The sequence below is a fragment of the Pseudomonas sp. Z1-14 genome (assembly GCF_051132005.1).
GTDB lineage: Bacteria > Pseudomonadota > Gammaproteobacteria > Pseudomonadales > Pseudomonadaceae > Aquipseudomonas.
Genome location: NZ_CP071646.1, coordinates 574351 through 589674, shown reverse-complemented (window position 1 = coordinate 589674; position 15324 = coordinate 574351). Strand labels below are relative to the sequence as shown.

27 protein-coding genes are annotated in these 15324 nt (G+C 55.1%); all 27 read right to left on the bottom strand.

What is annotated here, in order from left to right:
* Positions 1–4: 4 nt before the first annotated feature.
* Complete coding sequence (gene rpmJ, locus J3P89_RS02800) at positions 5–121, bottom strand: 50S ribosomal protein L36 (protein ID WP_002555468.1); 117 nt, start codon at positions 119–121, stop codon at positions 5–7.
* Between the two features lie 30 nt (positions 122–151).
* Positions 152–1480, bottom strand: a complete 1329-nt coding sequence (gene secY / locus J3P89_RS02795) for a preprotein translocase subunit SecY (RefSeq protein ID WP_018612224.1) — start codon at positions 1478–1480, stop codon at positions 152–154.
* Complete coding sequence (rplO, locus tag J3P89_RS02790) at positions 1481–1918, bottom strand: 50S ribosomal protein L15 (RefSeq protein WP_003186032.1); 438 nt, start codon at positions 1916–1918, stop codon at positions 1481–1483.
* 3 nt (positions 1919–1921) lie between these two features.
* Positions 1922–2098, bottom strand: coding sequence for a 50S ribosomal protein L30 (gene rpmD / locus J3P89_RS02785; RefSeq protein WP_003176408.1), 177 nt, complete (start codon positions 2096–2098; stop codon positions 1922–1924).
* Positions 2099–2100: 2 nt separating this feature from the next.
* Positions 2101–2601 carry a 30S ribosomal protein S5 gene (rpsE, locus tag J3P89_RS02780; RefSeq protein WP_003186035.1) on the bottom strand — a complete coding sequence of 167 codons (501 nt, stop codon included), beginning with the start codon at positions 2599–2601 and terminating at the stop codon, positions 2101–2103.
* A 3-nt stretch (positions 2602–2604) separates the two neighbouring features.
* Positions 2605–2955, bottom strand: coding sequence for a 50S ribosomal protein L18 (rplR, locus tag J3P89_RS02775; protein ID WP_003186037.1), 351 nt, complete (start codon positions 2953–2955; stop codon positions 2605–2607).
* Positions 2956–2965: 10 nt separating this feature from the next.
* Positions 2966–3499 carry a 50S ribosomal protein L6 gene (gene rplF, locus J3P89_RS02770; protein ID WP_003186039.1) on the bottom strand — a complete coding sequence of 178 codons (534 nt, stop codon included), beginning with the start codon at positions 3497–3499 and terminating at the stop codon, positions 2966–2968.
* 12 nt (positions 3500–3511) lie between these two features.
* Positions 3512–3904: a 30S ribosomal protein S8 gene (rpsH, locus tag J3P89_RS02765; protein WP_003186040.1), complete on the bottom strand. Its 393-nt coding sequence runs from the start codon at positions 3902–3904 to the stop codon at positions 3512–3514.
* A gap of 210 nt (positions 3905–4114) precedes the next feature.
* Entirely contained in the window at positions 4115–4420 is a 306-nt protein-coding gene (gene rpsN / locus J3P89_RS02760) for a 30S ribosomal protein S14 (protein ID WP_003186042.1), read from the bottom strand.
* A 13-nt stretch (positions 4421–4433) separates the two neighbouring features.
* The gene (gene rplE, locus J3P89_RS02755; protein WP_030140492.1) at positions 4434–4973 is read right to left on the bottom strand and encodes a 50S ribosomal protein L5; all 540 of its coding nucleotides are present in this window, start codon (positions 4971–4973) and stop codon (positions 4434–4436) included.
* Positions 4974–4995: 22 nt separating this feature from the next.
* Positions 4996–5310: a 50S ribosomal protein L24 gene (gene rplX / locus J3P89_RS02750; protein ID WP_003176416.1), complete on the bottom strand. Its 315-nt coding sequence runs from the start codon at positions 5308–5310 to the stop codon at positions 4996–4998.
* A gap of 11 nt (positions 5311–5321) precedes the next feature.
* Positions 5322–5690 carry a 50S ribosomal protein L14 gene (rplN, locus tag J3P89_RS02745; RefSeq protein WP_002555479.1) on the bottom strand — a complete coding sequence of 123 codons (369 nt, stop codon included), beginning with the start codon at positions 5688–5690 and terminating at the stop codon, positions 5322–5324.
* A gap of 23 nt (positions 5691–5713) precedes the next feature.
* On the bottom strand, positions 5714–5923 hold the full coding sequence (rpsQ, locus tag J3P89_RS02740) for a 30S ribosomal protein S17 (protein ID WP_151264718.1): 210 nt from the start codon (positions 5921–5923) through the stop codon (positions 5714–5716).
* A 60-nt stretch (positions 5924–5983) separates the two neighbouring features.
* The gene (gene rpmC, locus J3P89_RS02735) at positions 5984–6175 is read right to left on the bottom strand and encodes a 50S ribosomal protein L29 (RefSeq protein WP_002555481.1); all 192 of its coding nucleotides are present in this window, start codon (positions 6173–6175) and stop codon (positions 5984–5986) included.
* The gene (rplP, locus tag J3P89_RS02730; RefSeq protein WP_003186052.1) at positions 6175–6588 is read right to left on the bottom strand and encodes a 50S ribosomal protein L16; all 414 of its coding nucleotides are present in this window, start codon (positions 6586–6588) and stop codon (positions 6175–6177) included. Before rplP ends, rpmC begins: the two co-directional genes overlap by 1 nt.
* Positions 6589–6600: 12 nt before the next feature.
* Positions 6601–7287, bottom strand: coding sequence for a 30S ribosomal protein S3 (gene rpsC / locus J3P89_RS02725; protein WP_003176422.1), 687 nt, complete (start codon positions 7285–7287; stop codon positions 6601–6603).
* Positions 7288–7300: 13 nt separating this feature from the next.
* On the bottom strand, positions 7301–7633 hold the full coding sequence (gene rplV, locus J3P89_RS02720; RefSeq protein WP_003103908.1) for a 50S ribosomal protein L22: 333 nt from the start codon (positions 7631–7633) through the stop codon (positions 7301–7303).
* A gap of 11 nt (positions 7634–7644) precedes the next feature.
* Positions 7645–7920 carry a 30S ribosomal protein S19 gene (rpsS, locus tag J3P89_RS02715; protein WP_002555486.1) on the bottom strand — a complete coding sequence of 92 codons (276 nt, stop codon included), beginning with the start codon at positions 7918–7920 and terminating at the stop codon, positions 7645–7647.
* Between the two features lie 16 nt (positions 7921–7936).
* Complete coding sequence (gene rplB, locus J3P89_RS02710; protein ID WP_003186055.1) at positions 7937–8761, bottom strand: 50S ribosomal protein L2; 825 nt, start codon at positions 8759–8761, stop codon at positions 7937–7939.
* A gap of 14 nt (positions 8762–8775) precedes the next feature.
* Positions 8776–9075 carry a 50S ribosomal protein L23 gene (gene rplW, locus J3P89_RS02705; protein ID WP_002555488.1) on the bottom strand — a complete coding sequence of 100 codons (300 nt, stop codon included), beginning with the start codon at positions 9073–9075 and terminating at the stop codon, positions 8776–8778.
* The gene (gene rplD / locus J3P89_RS02700; protein ID WP_003186057.1) at positions 9072–9674 is read right to left on the bottom strand and encodes a 50S ribosomal protein L4; all 603 of its coding nucleotides are present in this window, start codon (positions 9672–9674) and stop codon (positions 9072–9074) included. The genes rplW and rplD overlap by 4 nt, the downstream gene beginning before the upstream one ends.
* Positions 9675–9686: 12 nt before the next feature.
* The gene (gene rplC / locus J3P89_RS02695; protein ID WP_003186059.1) at positions 9687–10322 is read right to left on the bottom strand and encodes a 50S ribosomal protein L3; all 636 of its coding nucleotides are present in this window, start codon (positions 10320–10322) and stop codon (positions 9687–9689) included.
* Between the two features lie 80 nt (positions 10323–10402).
* The gene (gene rpsJ / locus J3P89_RS02690; RefSeq protein ID WP_003186070.1) at positions 10403–10714 is read right to left on the bottom strand and encodes a 30S ribosomal protein S10; all 312 of its coding nucleotides are present in this window, start codon (positions 10712–10714) and stop codon (positions 10403–10405) included.
* Positions 10715–10871: 157 nt separating this feature from the next.
* Positions 10872–12065 (bottom strand): elongation factor Tu, encoded by a 1194-nt coding sequence (gene tuf / locus J3P89_RS02685; RefSeq protein ID WP_003186071.1) that lies wholly within the window; start codon positions 12063–12065, stop codon positions 10872–10874.
* 30 nt (positions 12066–12095) lie between these two features.
* On the bottom strand, positions 12096–14201 hold the full coding sequence (gene fusA, locus J3P89_RS02680; RefSeq protein WP_053125865.1) for an elongation factor G: 2106 nt from the start codon (positions 14199–14201) through the stop codon (positions 12096–12098).
* Between the two features lie 30 nt (positions 14202–14231).
* Positions 14232–14702, bottom strand: a complete 471-nt coding sequence (gene rpsG, locus J3P89_RS02675; RefSeq protein ID WP_003186074.1) for a 30S ribosomal protein S7 — start codon at positions 14700–14702, stop codon at positions 14232–14234.
* Positions 14703–14804: 102 nt separating this feature from the next.
* Positions 14805–15176, bottom strand: a complete 372-nt coding sequence (rpsL, locus tag J3P89_RS02670; RefSeq protein ID WP_003186084.1) for a 30S ribosomal protein S12 — start codon at positions 15174–15176, stop codon at positions 14805–14807.
* Positions 15177–15324 lie beyond the last annotated feature (148 nt).

Below are 15324 nucleotides of genomic sequence, written 5' to 3'. Positions count from 1 at the left end.
ACACTCAGCCTTGGCGCTGTTTGTGACGCGGTTCCGCGCTGCAAATTACCCGAACAACACCTTCGCGGCGAATAATCTTGCAGTTACGGCACAGCTTTTTCACCGATGCACGAACTTTCATCACCAACTCCTCGAACCTTATGGACGCTACTCAGCGCAACATGCCGCTGCCGTAGCCCTTCAGGTTGGCTTTCTTCATCAGGGATTCGTACTGGTGCGAAACGAGGTGCGATTGTACTTGGGACATGAAGTCCATCACAACCACGACCACGATCAGCAACGAGGTCCCGCCAAGGTAGAACGGAACGTTTGCCGCAACCACCAGGAACTGGGGAAGCAAGCACACGGCCGTCATGTAAAGAGCACCGAACAAGGTCAAACGCGTCAGAACGCCATCAATGTAGCGCGCCGACTGCTCGCCCGGACGGATACCCGGAATAAAGGCACCGGACTTCTTCAGGTTTTCCGCTACGTCTTTCGGATTGAACATCAACGCCGTATAGAAGAAGCAGAAGAAAATAATCCCTGCACTAAACAGCAGAATATTCAACGGCTGACCAGGAGCGATCGACTGCGAGATGTCCTGCAACCAGCCCATACCTTCAGACTGGCCGAACCAGGCACCCAACGAAGCCGGGAACAGCAAGATGCTGCTCGCGAAAATGGCCGGGATAACGCCGGCCATGTTCACCTTCAACGGCAAGTGGCTGGTCTGCGCAGCAAAAACCTTGCGGCCCTGCTGACGCTTGGCGTAGTGAACAGCGATACGACGCTGGCCACGCTCAATGAACACCACGAAACCGATAATCGCTACTGCCAGCAAACCGATGGCAACCAGGGCGAAGATGTTGATATCACCCTGACGCGCAGACTCGAAAGACTGCCCGATCGCTCTCGGAAGACCGGCGACGATACCTGCGAAGATCAACATCGAGATACCGTTGCCAACACCACGCTCAGTAATCTGCTCACCCAGCCACATCATGAACATCGCACCCGCCACAAAAGTGGTTACCGCGACGAAATGGAAGCCAAAGTCACCAGTGAACGCTACGCCCTGCCCCGCCAGACCGATGGACATGCCAACAGCCTGGACGAGAGCGAGGACGACAGTGAGGTAGCGGGTGTACTGGCTGATCTTGCGACGGCCAGCTTCACCTTCCTTCTTCAACTGCTCCAGCTGCGGGCTGACAGCGGACATCAGCTGCATGATGATCGATGCCGAAATATACGGCATGATCCCCAGTGCAAAGATGCTCATCCGCTCCAGCGCGCCGCCGGAAAACATGTTGAACAAGCTAAGAATGGTCCCCTCATTCTGTCGAAACAGGTCCGCGAGTCGGTCCGGGTTGATACCTGGAACCGGGATGTGTGCGCCTATTCGGTAGACGATAATCGCCAGGAACAGAAAACGCAGACGAGCCCAGAGTTCAGACATACCGCCTTTGCCGAGCGCAGAGAGAGCACCTTGCTTAGCCATTTATTCCTCGAACTTGCCGCCAGCTGCTTCGATAGCCGCACGCGCACCTTTGGTGGCGCCGATTCCCTTTCCGATGGTGACAGCACGAGCAACTTCGCCCGACAGCATGATTTTCACACGCTGTACGTTCTGGTTGATCACGTTGGCATCCTTCAGGGACTGCACGGTGACGATGTCGCCATCCACCTTGGCCAGCTCGGACAGACGCACTTCTGCGCGGTCCATGGCTTTCAGGGAAACGAAACCGAACTTCGGCAGGCGACGATGCAGCGGCTGTTGACCGCCTTCAAAGCCTGGAGCAATAGTGCCACCGGAGCGGGAGGTCTGACCCTTGTGGCCACGGCCACCGGTCTTGCCCAAACCACTACCGATACCACGGCCCGGACGATGCTTTTCGCGACGGGAACCCGGCGCTGGACTCAGATCATTGAGTTTCATCGATTAACCCTCGACACGCAGCATGTAGTAAGCCTTGTTGATCATCCCGCGATTCTCGGGAGTATCCTGGACTTCTACAGTGTGACCGATGCGACGCAGACCCAGACCCTTAACGCACAGTTTGTGGTTAGGGATGCGGCCGGTCATGCTTTTGATCAGCGTAACTTTTACGGTAGCCATGATCAGAAGATCTCCTTGACGCTTTTGCCACGCTTGGCGGCAATGGATTCAGGAGATTGCATTGCTTTCAAACCCTTGAAGGTGGCGTGAACCACGTTTACCGGGTTAGTCGAGCCGTAGCACTTGGCCAGAACGTTCTGAACGCCAGCAACTTCGAGGACAGCACGCATAGCGCCGCCAGCGATGATACCGGTACCTTCAGAAGCAGGCTGCATGTACACCTTCGAAGCGCCATGGGCAGACTTCATTGCGTACTGCAGGGTGGTGCCGTTCAGATCAACCTGGATCATGTTGCGGCGAGCAGCTTCCATTGCCTTCTGGATCGCAGCAGGCACTTCACGCGACTTGCCACGGCCGAAGCCAACACGCCCTTTACCATCACCTACCACGGTCAACGCGGTGAAAGTGAAGATACGGCCGCCTTTAACGGTTTTGGCTACGCGGTTAACTTGAACCAGCTTCTCGATGTAGCCTTCGTCGCGCTTTTGGTCGTTATTTGACATAACTTAGAACTCCAGCCCAGCTTCACGAGCAGCATCAGCCAGCGCCTTGACGCGGCCGTGGTACTTGAAGCCAGAGCGGTCGAAAGCCACCTGCGAGACGCCAGCGGCTTTAGCACGCGTAGCGACCAGCTGGCCAACCTTAGTGGCCGCGTCGATGTTGCCAGTGGCGCCATCACGCAGTTCTTTATCCAAAGTCGAGGCACTTGCCAAGACTTTGTTGCCGTCGGCCGAAATGACCTGGGCGTAGATGTGCTGCGACGAGCGGAACACGCAGAGACGCACGACTTCGAGTTCGTGCATTTTCAGGCGTGCTTTGCGAGCGCGACGCAGTCGAGTAACTTTTTTGTCGGTCATTTGCTATGCCCTACTTCTTCTTGGCTTCTTTACGACGGACGACTTCGTCCGCGTAGCGCACACCTTTGCCTTTGTACGGCTCTGGTGGACGGAAGTCGCGGATCTCGGCGGCCACTTGACCTACCAGCTGCTTGTCGATGCCCTTGATCAGGATATCGGTCTGGCTAGGAGTCTCAGCGGTGATGCCTTCCGGCAGTTCATAATCCACTGGGTGCGAGAAGCCAAGAGCCAGGTTCAGCACTGTGCCTTTTGCTTGCGCTTTGTAACCAACACCGACCAGCTGGAGCTTGCGCTCGAAGCCTTGGCTTACGCCTTGGACCATGTTGTTTACCAACGCACGAGTGGTACCAGCCATTGCGCGAGTCTGTTGATCGCCATTGCGAGCAGCGAAACGCAGCTCACCAGCTTCTTCAACGATCTCAACGGACGAATGGATGTTCAGTTGCAGAGTGCCCTTGGCACCCTTCACCGAAAGCTGTTGGCCTGCGAATTTGACTTCGACACCGGCTGGCAGCTTAACGGGGTTCTTAGCGACGCGTGACATGCTTATCCCCCCTTAGAACACAGTGCAAAGAACTTCGCCGCCGACACCGGCAGCGCGCGCAGCACGATCCGTCATCACACCTTTGTTGGTGGAGACGATAGACACACCGAGACCGCCACGAACTTTCGGCAGATCATCGACGGACTTGTACTGACGCAGGCCTGGACGGCTAACGCGCTTCACTTCCTCGATGACCGGACGGCCTTCGAAGTACTTAAGCTCGATGGACAGCAGAGGCTTGATTTCGCTGCTGATCTGATAACCCGCAATGTAACCTTCGTCCTTCAGGACTTTGGCAACAGCTACCTTCAACGTAGAAGATGGCATGCTTACGACGGACTTTTCAGCCATCTGGGCATTACGGATACGAGTTAGCATGTCCGCTAACGGGTCCTGCATACTCATGGGCTAGACGCTCCTAATACACAAAAAATTAGCCTTTCGGCTAGTACGTGTCGCCGAGCGCATCCGTGCAATAAAAACACGGGCTCAGGCGAGCCGGGTATTCTAGACACACCCCACAAATGAATCAAGCCCCAAAAGGGGCTTGATTCAAGTTCAAGGTCACCGGTGGTCAGGATCTTGCGATACCGACCGCCGCGACTTTGACAGTGCTTACCAGCTGGCCTTGACCAGACCTGGAACGTCACCACGCATTGCAGCTTGACGCAGCATGTTACGGCCGAGGCCGAACTTGCGGTACACGCCGTGCGGACGACCAGTCAGGCGGCAGCGGTTACGCATGCGCGAAGCGCTGGCGTCACGTGGCTGCTTCTGCAGTGCTACGGTAGCTTCCCAACGCGCTTCTGGACTTGCGTTCAGATCAACGATGATAGCTTTCAGCGCTGCACGCTTGGTGGCGTACTTGGCAACGGTGAGCTGACGCTTCAGCTCACGGTTCTTCATGCTCTTCTTGGCCATTGTCCTACTCCAATCAGTTGCGGAACGGGAATTTGAAAGCACGCAGCAGTGCGCGACCTTCTTCATCCGTCCGAGCAGTGGTGGTCAGGGTAATGTCCAGACCGCGGAGAGCGTCGATCTTGTCGTAATCGATTTCCGGGAAGATGATCTGCTCTTTCACGCCCATGCTGTAGTTGCCACGACCATCGAAGGACTTGGCATTCAGGCCGCGGAAGTCGCGAACCCGAGGCAGGGAGATCGACAGCAGACGATCCAGGAACTCGTACATACGCTCACGGCGCAGGGTCACTTTGACGCCGATCGGCCAACCTTCACGGACTTTGAAGCCAGCGATGGATTTCCGAGCGTAAGTCACAACGACTTTCTGACCGGTGATCTTTTCCAGGTCGGCTACAGCGTGCTCGATGACTTTTTTGTCGCCGATCGCTTCGCCCAGACCCATGTTCAGGGTGATTTTGGTAACGCGCGGAACTTCCATCACGTTCGAAAGCTTAAGTTCTTCCTTAAGCTTCGGTGCGATTTCCTTCCGGTAAATCTCTTTTAGTCGTGCCATGGTCTCATCTACCTAGCAGTGTTCAAGCATCAACCGCTTTTTGGGTCGACTTGAAGACACGAATTTTCTTGCCGTCTTCTACTTTGAAACCAACGCGGTCAGCCTTGTTGGTTTCGCCGTTGAAAATGGCGACGTTAGAAGCATCCAGTGGAGCTTCTTTTTCGACGATACCGCCCTGCACGCCCGACATCGGGTTAGGCTTGGTATGACGCTTGACCAGGTTCAGACCGCCAATAACCAAACGGTTGTTAGCGAGAACCTTAAGCACCTTACCGCGCTTACCTTTGTCTTTGCCGGCGATCACGATGATCTCGTCGTCACGACGAATCTTTTGCATGTCGGATCTCCTTACAGCACTTCTGGGGCGAGCGAGACGATCTTCATGAACTTCTCAGTACGAAGTTCACGGGTCACTGGCCCAAAGATACGGGTGCCGATTGGCTCTTGCTTGTTGTTCAACAGAACAGCAGCGTTGCCATCAAAGCGGATGATGGAGCCGTCAGCACGACGAACACCGTGGCGAGTGCGGACTACAACAGCAGTCATCACTTGGCCTTTCTTCACCTTACCGCGAGGAATTGCTTCCTTGACGGTAACTTTGATGATGTCACCGATACCAGCGTAACGACGATGGGAGCCACCCAGCACCTTGATGCACATAACACGGCGAGCGCCGCTGTTATCGGCCACATCGAGCATGGATTGAGTCTGAATCATATAATTTCTCCGACCCCTAGCCCTTAGACTTCCACAGCGCGTTCGAGAACATCAACCAGCGCCCAAGATTTGGTCTTGGCCATCGGACGAGTTTCACGAATAGTGACTTTGTCGCCGATGTGGCACTGATTGGTTTCGTCGTGCGCGTGCAGCTTAGTCGAACGCTTAACGTATTTACCGTAGATCGGGTGCTTAACGCGACGCTCGATCAGAACGGTGATGGTTTTGTCCATCTTGTCGCTGACAACACGGCCAGTCAGCGTACGGACAGTTTTTTTCGGCTTCAGCCATGATTACTTACCTGCCTGCTGGTTGAGCACAGTTTTCACGCGAGCGATGTCACGCTTAACTTGCGAGAGCAGATGAGACTGCCCCAACTGGCCAGTTGCCTTCTGCATACGCAGATTGAACTGGTCGCGCAGCAGGCCGAGCAGTTGCTCGTTCAGCTGCTGTGCTGATTTTTCACGAAGTTCATTCGCTTTCATCACATCACCGTCCGTTTAACAAAGGAGGTGGCGAGCGGCAGCTTTGCAGCAGCCAGGGCGAAAGCCTCACGCGCCAGCTCTTCAGAAACACCCTCGATTTCATACAGGACTTTGCCTGGCTGAATCTGGGCAACCCAGTACTCCACGTTACCCTTACCTTTACCCATCCGAACTTCGAGTGGCTTCTTGGTGACAGGCTTGTCCGGGAATACACGGATCCAGATCTTGCCGCCACGTTTTACGTGACGGGTCAGAGCACGACGCGCTGACTCGATCTGACGAGCGGTGAGACGACCACGAGCAACAGACTTCAGCGCGAACTCGCCGAAGCTGACTTTGCTACCGCGCAATGCCAGGCCACGGTTGTGACCGGTCATCTGCTTGCGGAACTTCGTACGCTTTGGTTGCAACATTTGGCGTACCCCTTACTTAGCAGCTTTTTTACGAGGCGCTGGTGCTTGTGGTTTCAGTTCTTCTTGGCGACCACCAATTACTTCGCCTTTGAAGATCCAAACCTTTACACCGATCACACCGTAGGTGGTGTGAGCTTCGTAGTTGGCATAGTCGATGTCGGCACGCAGGGTGTGCAGTGGCACACGACCTTCGCGATACCATTCAGTACGTGCGATTTCAGCACCGCCGAGACGACCGCTCACTTGGATTTTGATGCCTTTGGCACCAATGCGCATGGCGTTCTGTACAGCGCGCTTCATAGCGCGACGGAACATTACGCGACGCTCCAGCTGCTGAGCTACGCTCTGCGCAACCAGCATACCGTCGAGCTCCGGCTTGCGGATCTCTTCGATATTGATGTGCACAGGCACACCCATTTGCTTGGTCAGGTCCTGACGCAGTTTCTCAACATCTTCACCTTTCTTCCCGATAACGATACCTGGACGAGCGGTGTGGATGGTGATACGTGCAGTCTGAGCCGGACGATGGATATCGATACGGCTGACGGACGCGCTTTTTAGTTTGTCTTGGAGATACTCACGCACCTTCAGATCAGCGAACAAGTAGTCCGCATAAGTCCGACCGTCTGCGTACCAGACGGAGGTGTGCTCCTTGACGATTCCCAGGCGAATGCCAATGGGATGTACTTTCTGACCCATCTCTTCGACTCCGTTACTTGTCAGCAACCTTGACAGTGATATGGCAAGACCGCTTGACGATGCGATCAGCACGGCCTTTGGCACGTGGCATGATGCGCTTCAGCGAACGCCCTTCGTTGACGAAAACGGTGCTGACCTTCAGGTCATCAACGTCTGCGCCTTCGTTATGCTCGGCGTTGGCTACGGCCGACTCCAGCACTTTTTTCATGATCTCGGCGGCTTTCTTACTGCTGAAAGCCAACAGGTTGAGCGCTTCGCCCACCTTCTTCCCGCGGATCTGGTCGGCGACCAAGCGGGCTTTCTGGGCGGAGATTCGAGCGCCCGACAACTTAGCGGCTACTTCCATTTCCTTACCCCTTAACGCTTGGCTTTCTTGTCAGCCACGTGCCCACGATATGTGCGGGTACCGGCAAACTCGCCCAGTTTGTGGCCGACCATGTCTTCGTTCACGAGAACTGGGACGTGCTGGCGACCGTTGTGTACAGCGATGGTCAGACCGACCATCTGTGGCAGGATCATCGAACGACGCGACCAGGTCTTAACTGGTTTGCGATCGTTCTTTTCCGCCGCCACTTCGATCTTCTTCAGTAGGTGAAGATCAATAAAAGGACCTTTTTTCAGAGAACGTGGCACTGTCGTATCCCTCTATTTACTTGCGACGACGGACGATCATTTTGTCGGTACGCTTATTACCACGAGTCTTCGCGCCCTTAGTCGGGAAGCCCCATGGCGATACCGGATGACGACCACCAGAGGTACGACCTTCACCACCACCATGTGGGTGGTCAACCGGGTTCATGGCAACACCACGAACGGTTGGGCGAACGCCACGCCAGCGCTTGGCACCAGCTTTACCCAACGAACGCAGGCTGTGCTCGGAGTTCGAGACTTCGCCCAGGGTCGCACGGCATTCAGCCAGGACTTTACGCATCTCACCAGAACGCAGACGCAGGGTCACGTAGACACCTTCACGAGCGATCAGCTGAGCCGAAGCACCAGCGGAACGAGCGATTTGCGCGCCTTTACCTGGCTTCAATTCGATGCCGTGTACGGTGCTACCAACTGGAATGTTGCGCAGTTGCAGAGCGTTGCCCGGCTTGATCGGTGCCAGGGCACCTGCGATCAGCTGGTCGCCAGCGCTCACGCCTTTAGGGGCGATGATGTAGCGACGCTCGCCATCTGCGTACAGCAGCAGAGCGATGTGAGCAGTACGGTTTGGATCGTATTCGATACGCTCGACGGTGGCAGCGATGCCATCCTTGTCGTTGCGACGGAAGTCGACCAGACGATAATGCTGCTTATGACCACCACCAATGTGACGAGTGGTAATACGGCCATTGTTGTTACGACCACCAGACTTCGATTTTTTCTCGAGCAGCGGTGCGTGAGGAGCGCCTTTATGCAGCTCCTGGTTGACCACCTTGACCACAAAACGGCGGCCAGGGGAAGTCGGTTTGCATTTAACGATTGCCATGATGCACCCCTTCCTTACTCAGCACTGCTGCTGAAATCGAGATCTTGGCCTGGCTGAAGGGAGATAACTGCCTTCTTCCAGTCATTACGCTTGCCCAGACCGCGAGCAGTGCGCTTGCTCTTACCCAGAACGTTCAGGGTAGTAACGCGCTCTACTTTCACGCTGAACAGGCTTTCGACGGCCTTCTTGATTTCCAGCTTGGTTGCATCGGTTGCAACCTTGAAAACGAACTGGCCTTTCTTGTCTGCCAGAACCGTAGCCTTCTCGGAAACGTGCGGGCCAAGCAGAACTTTAAATACGCGTTCCTGGTTCATCCCAGCAGCTCCTCGAATTTCTTCACGGCCGACACGGTGATCAACACCTTGTCGTATGCGATCAGACTGACCGGATCGGAACCCTGCACGTCACGGACATCGACGTGTGGCAGGTTGCGAGCAGCCAGGTACAGGTTCTGATCAACAGCGTCAGACACGATCAGGACGTCAGTCAGGCCCATGCCATTCAGCTTGTTCAGCAGATCTTTGGTTTTCGGTGCTTCAACAGCGAAGTCCTGAACCACGACCAGACGATCAGTACGCACCAGCTCAGCAAGGATGGAACGCATTGCTGCGCGATACATCTTCTTGTTCAGCTTCTGGGAGTGATCCTGAGGACGAGCTGCGAAAGTGGTACCGCCGCCACGCCAGATTGGGCTACGGATAGTACCGGCACGAGCACGGCCAGTACCTTTCTGACGCCATGGGCGCTTACCGCCACCAGAAACGTCGGAACGGGTCTTTTGCTGCTTGCTACCTTGACGGCCGCCGGCCATGTAGGCCACGACTGCTTGGTGAACCAGCGTCTCGTTGAATTCGCCGCCAAATGTCAGTTCGGAAACTTCGATCGCTTGAGCGTCATTTACATTTAATTGCATGTCAGCTTCCCCTTAACCGCGAGCCTTGGCTGCTGGACGTACAACCAAGTTGCCGCCAGTAGCGCCAGGAACAGCGCCCTTGACCAACAACAGATTGCGTTCAGCGTCCACGCGCACTACTTCGAGGGACTGCACGGTCACGCGCTCGGCGCCCATATGACCGGACATTTTTTTGCCCTTGAATACACGACCAGGAGTCTGGCACTGGCCGATAGAGCCTGGAACGCGGTGGGATACGGAGTTACCGTGGGTGTTATCTTGCCCGCGGAAGTTCCAACGCTTGATCGTACCCTGGAAGCCTTTACCCTTGGACTGACCGGTTACATCAACCAGTTGACCAGCAGCGAAGATTTCAGCGTTGATCAGATCGCCGGCCTGGTACTCGCCTTCTTCAAGGCGGAATTCCATTACGGTACGACCAGCGGCAACGTTCGCCTTGGCGAAGTGGCCAGCTTGAGCAGCTGTTACACGCGAAGCACGACGCTCGCCGACAGTGACTTGCACTGCACGATAGCCATCGGTCTCTTCAGTTTTGAACTGGGTGACGCGATTCGGCTCGATCTCAATGACCGTGACCGGAATGGAGACACCTTCTTCGGTGAAAATACGGGTCATACCGCATTTACGACCGACTACACCAATAGTCATGTTGTAAACCTCATGAGTGTACGGGGCTTTCACCCGCTATGGCCGCCCATTTCAGAGCGTTACACGACTAAGACCGAGTCTTAGCCGAGGCTGATCTGCACTTCCACACCGGCCGCAAGATCGAGCTTCATAAGAGCATCAACGGTTTTATCCGTTGGCTGGACGATGTCCAGAACACGCTTATGAGTACGGATCTCGTACTGGTCACGCGCGTCTTTGTTGACGTGCGGGGAGACCAGAACGGTGAACCGCTCTTTACGGGTAGGCAGTGGAATTGGACCACGCACTTGAGCACCAGTACGTTTCGCGGTTTCCACGATTTCCTGGGTGGATTGGTCGATCAGGCGATGGTCGAAAGCCTTCAACCTGATACGGATTTGCTGATTTTGCATTGGATTTCAGACTCCGGCTGCTATTCCCACCGGGCGCAATACGCCCGTTAAAAGGAGGCGCAATTCTATAGACGCCCCCGATAGGTGTCAACCCAATAAAAAAGCCCCCGCTAAGCGGGGGCTTTTCAACTCACCGAGTCAACTCTACAAGAGAGTCTTACTCGATGATTTTGGCTACGACGCCAGCGCCGACGGTACGACCGCCTTCACGGATAGCGAAACGCAGACCGTCTTCCATTGCGATGGTCTTGATCAGGGTGACAACCATTTTGATGTTGTCGCCTGGCATTACCATTTCAACGCCTTCCGGCAGCTCGCAGTTACCGGTCACGTCAGTGGTCCGGAAGTAGAACTGTGGACGGTAGCCTTTGAAGAACGGAGTGTGACGACCGCCTTCTTCTTTGCTCAGAACGTACACTTCAGCTTCGAACTTGGTGTGCGGCTTGACCGAACCCGGCTTAACCAGAACCTGGCCACGCTCAACGTCGTCACGCTTGGTACCACGCAGCAGAACGCCGCAGTTCTCGCCAGCACGACCTTCGTCGAGCAGCTTACGGAACATTTCAACACCGGTGCAGGTGGTGACGGTGGTGTCACGCAGACCTACGATTTCCAGCGGATCCTGAACCTTGACGATACCGCGCTCGATACGACCAGTCACAACAGTACCGCGACCGGAGATCGAGAATACGTCTTCGATAGGCATCAGGAACGGCTTGTCGATAACACGAACTGGCTCTGGGATGTAGCTGTCCAGAGTTTCTACCAGACGCTTCACAGCGGTGGTACCCATTTCGTTGTCGTCCTGGCCGTTCAGAGCCATCAGAGCCGAACCGATGATGATTGGGGTGTCATCACCTGGGAAGTCGTAAGTGCTCAGCAGATCGCGCACTTCCATCTCAACCAGTTCCAGCAGCTCAGCGTCGTCAACCATGTCAGCCTTGTTCAGGAAGACAACGATGTACGGAACGCCTACCTGACGGGACAGCAGGATGTGCTCACGGGTTTGTGGCATCGGACCATCGGCGGCCGAGCAAACCAGGATCGCGCCGTCCATCTGGGCAGCACCGGTGATCATGTTCTTCACATAGTCAGCGTGACCTGGGCAGTCAACGTGAGCGTAGTGACGAATCGAAGAGTTGTACTCAACGTGCGCGGTGTTGATGGTGATACCACGAGCCTTTTCTTCCGGAGCGCTGTCGATTTTGTCGAAAGCAACAACAGCCGAACCGAAAACTTCGGAGCAGACGCGAGTCAGAGCAGCGGTCAGAGTGGTTTTACCGTGGTCAACGTGACCAATGGTGCCAACGTTGACGTGCGGTAGGGAACGATCAAATTTTTCTTTAGCCACGACAATTAACTCCTTGCCTAAAGGGCTGAATCAGCCTTGCTTTTTAGTAACAGTCTCGACGATATGCGACGGAGCTGTATTGTATTTTTTGAATTCCATAGAGTAGCTTGCGCGACCCTGAGACATGGAACGAACGTCGGTCGCGTAACCGAACATTTCACCCAACGGAACCTCGGCGCGGATAACCTTGCCGGAAACCGTATCTTCCATACCCAGAATCATGCCACGACGACGGTTAAGGTCGCCCATGACATCACCCATGTAGTCTTCAGGCGTAACGACTTCTACTGCCATGATCGGCTCGAGCAACTCACCACCGCCCTTCTGGGCCAGTTGCTTGGTTGCCATGGAAGCAGCCACCTTGAACGCCATCTCGTTGGAGTCGACGTCGTGGTAAGAACCATCAAACACTGTTGCCTTCAGGCCGATCAGCGGATAGCCGGCAACAACGCCGTTCTTCATCTGCTCTTCGATACCCTTCTGGATCGCCGGGATGTATTCCTTAGGAACAACACCACCTACGACTTCGTTCACGAATTGCAGACCTTCCTGACCTTCGTCAGCCGGTGCAAAACGGATCCAGCAGTGACCGAACTGGCCACGACCGCCGGATTGGCGAACAAACTTGCCTTCGATTTCACAGTTCTTCGTGATGCGCTCACGATAGGAAACCTGAGGCTTGCCGATGTTGGCTTCGACGTTGAACTCACGGCGCATCCGGTCAACCAGGATGTCCAGGTGCAGCTCGCCCATGCCGGAGATGATCGTCTGACCAGTCTCTTCATCAGTCTTGACGCGGAAAGACGGGTCTTCCTGAGCAAGTTTGCCCAGAGCGATACCCATTTTTTCCTGGTCATCCTTGGTCTTGGGCTCAACGGCAACCGAAATAACCGGCTCCGGGAAGTCCATGCGAACCAGGATGATTGGCTTGTCAGCGTTGCACAAGGTTTCGCCAGTGGTGACGTCCTTCATGCCGATCAAGGCCGCGATGTCACCAGCGCGTACTTCCTTGATTTCTTCACGGGCGTTTGCGTGCATCTGCACCATACGACCCACACGCTCTTTCTTGCCCTTTACCGAGTTGATCACGCCGTCGCCGGAGGCCAACACGCCCGAGTAAACCCGAACAAAGGTCAAGGTACCCACGAATGGGTCGGTAGCGATCTTGAATGCCAAAGCCGCGAACGGCTCGTCGTCACTTGCGTGACGCTCCATTTCCTCTTCCTCGTTATCCGGGTTGGAACCCTTGATAGCGGGAATGTCGGTTGGAGCAGGCAGGAAGTCGATAACGGCGTCGAGAACCAGGGGAACACCCTTGTTCTTGAAGGAAGAACCGCAAACAGCCAGAACGATCTCACCAGCGATAGTACGCTGACGCAGAGCGGCCTTGATTTCCTCGTTGGTGAGTTCTTCACCTTCGAGGTACTTGTTCATCAGCTCTTCGTTGGCTTCGGCCGCAGCCTCGACCATGTTGCCGCGCCACTTCTCGGCCTCTTCCAGCAATTCAGCAGGAATGTCCTTGCGAACAGGAACCATGCCCTTGTCGGAATCGTTCCAGTAGACAGCTTGCATGTTGATCAGATCGATCTGACCCTGGAAGTTGTCTTCGGAACCGATAGCCAACTGGATCGGCACCGGAGTGTGACCCAGACGCTGCTTGATCTGAGCGATCACGCGCAGGAAGTTGGCACCAGCACGGTCCATCTTGTTTACGTAAACAAGACGTGGAACGCCGTATTTGTTGGCCTGACGCCATACGGTTTCCGACTGAGGCTCAACACCCGAAGTACCGCAGAACACAACGACCGCGCCGTCGAGTACACGCAGGGAACGTTCAACTTCAATGGTGAAGTCTACGTGGCCCGGGGTATCGATTACGTTGAAGCGATGCTCGTGCGGGTACTGCTTCTCGGAACCTTTCCAGAAGGCGGTGATAGCAGCAGAAGTAATGGTAATACCACGCTCCTGCTCCTGCACCATCCAGTCTGTGGTCGCGGCGCCGTCATGCACCTCGCCCATTTTGTGACTTTTGCCGGTGTAAAAAAGGACGCGCTCGGTGGTGGTGGTCTTACCAGCATCCACGTGAGCAACGATACCGATGTTACGGTAGCGATTAATCGGTGTAGTACGAGCCATAAAGCCCTCGCAAATTGAGTGACGCTAAAATTAGAAGCGGTAGTGCGAGAAAGCCTTGTTGGCTTCAGCCATACGGTGCACGTCTTCACGCTTCTTAACTGCAGCACCTTTACCTTCAGCAGCGTCCAACAGTTCACCAGCCAAACGCAGAGCCATGGACTTCTCGCCGCGCTTGCGGGCGAAGTCTACCAGCCAGCGCATTGCCAGGGCGTTACGACGGGAAGGACGAACTTCGACCGGAACCTGGTAAGTAGCACCGCCTACACGGCGCGACTTCACTTCGACCAGCGGAGCGATGGCGTCGAGAGCTTTCTCGAAGATTTCCAGGGGATCGCTGTTCTTGCGTTCCTTAACTTTGTCCAGTGCGCCATAAACAATACGCTCGGCAACGGCTTTCTTGCCGCTCTCCATAACGTGGTTCATGAACTTGGCGAGGATCTGGCTTCCGTATTTCGGATCGTCCAGAATCTCACGTTTGGCTGCTACGCGACGTCTTGGCATGATAAGCCCTCAAGCGGTCTTCAGGTTAGCCCGGGACAGCTCACGCTTGCCCGACCTTACTCTTATCGACTCAATAAAAATGAAAAACTGCAAAACGACCGATTACTTCGGACGCTTGGTACCGTACTTCGAACGACCCTGGTTACGACCTTTGACGCCGGAAGTATCCAAAGAACCGCGGACGGTGTGGTAACGAACACCTGGCAAGTCTTTTACACGACCGCCGCGGATCAGTACCACGCTGTGCTCTTGCAGGTTGTGGCCTTCACCGCCGATGTACGAGGAAACCTCGAAACCGTTGGTCAGACGCACACGGCATACTTTACGCAGTGCCGAGTTAGGTTTTTTCGGCGTGGTGGTATACACACGGGTGCATACGCCACGACGTTGCGGGCAGTTCTGCAGCGCAGGCACGTCGGATTTCTCGACGATACGCTTACGCGGCTGACGTACCAGCTGGTTGATAGTTGCCATCTACTAGCTCCACTGTTGTCTTGCGACGCTATTGTCTTACAAGAAAAGCAAAATGGCAGGAACGAATTCCCGCCAAATTTAGGGGATCAAGAGTCTAAAGAGGATCTTGTCCCCAGTCAAGGCAAGGCCCCGACCTCCCCACCCGCCG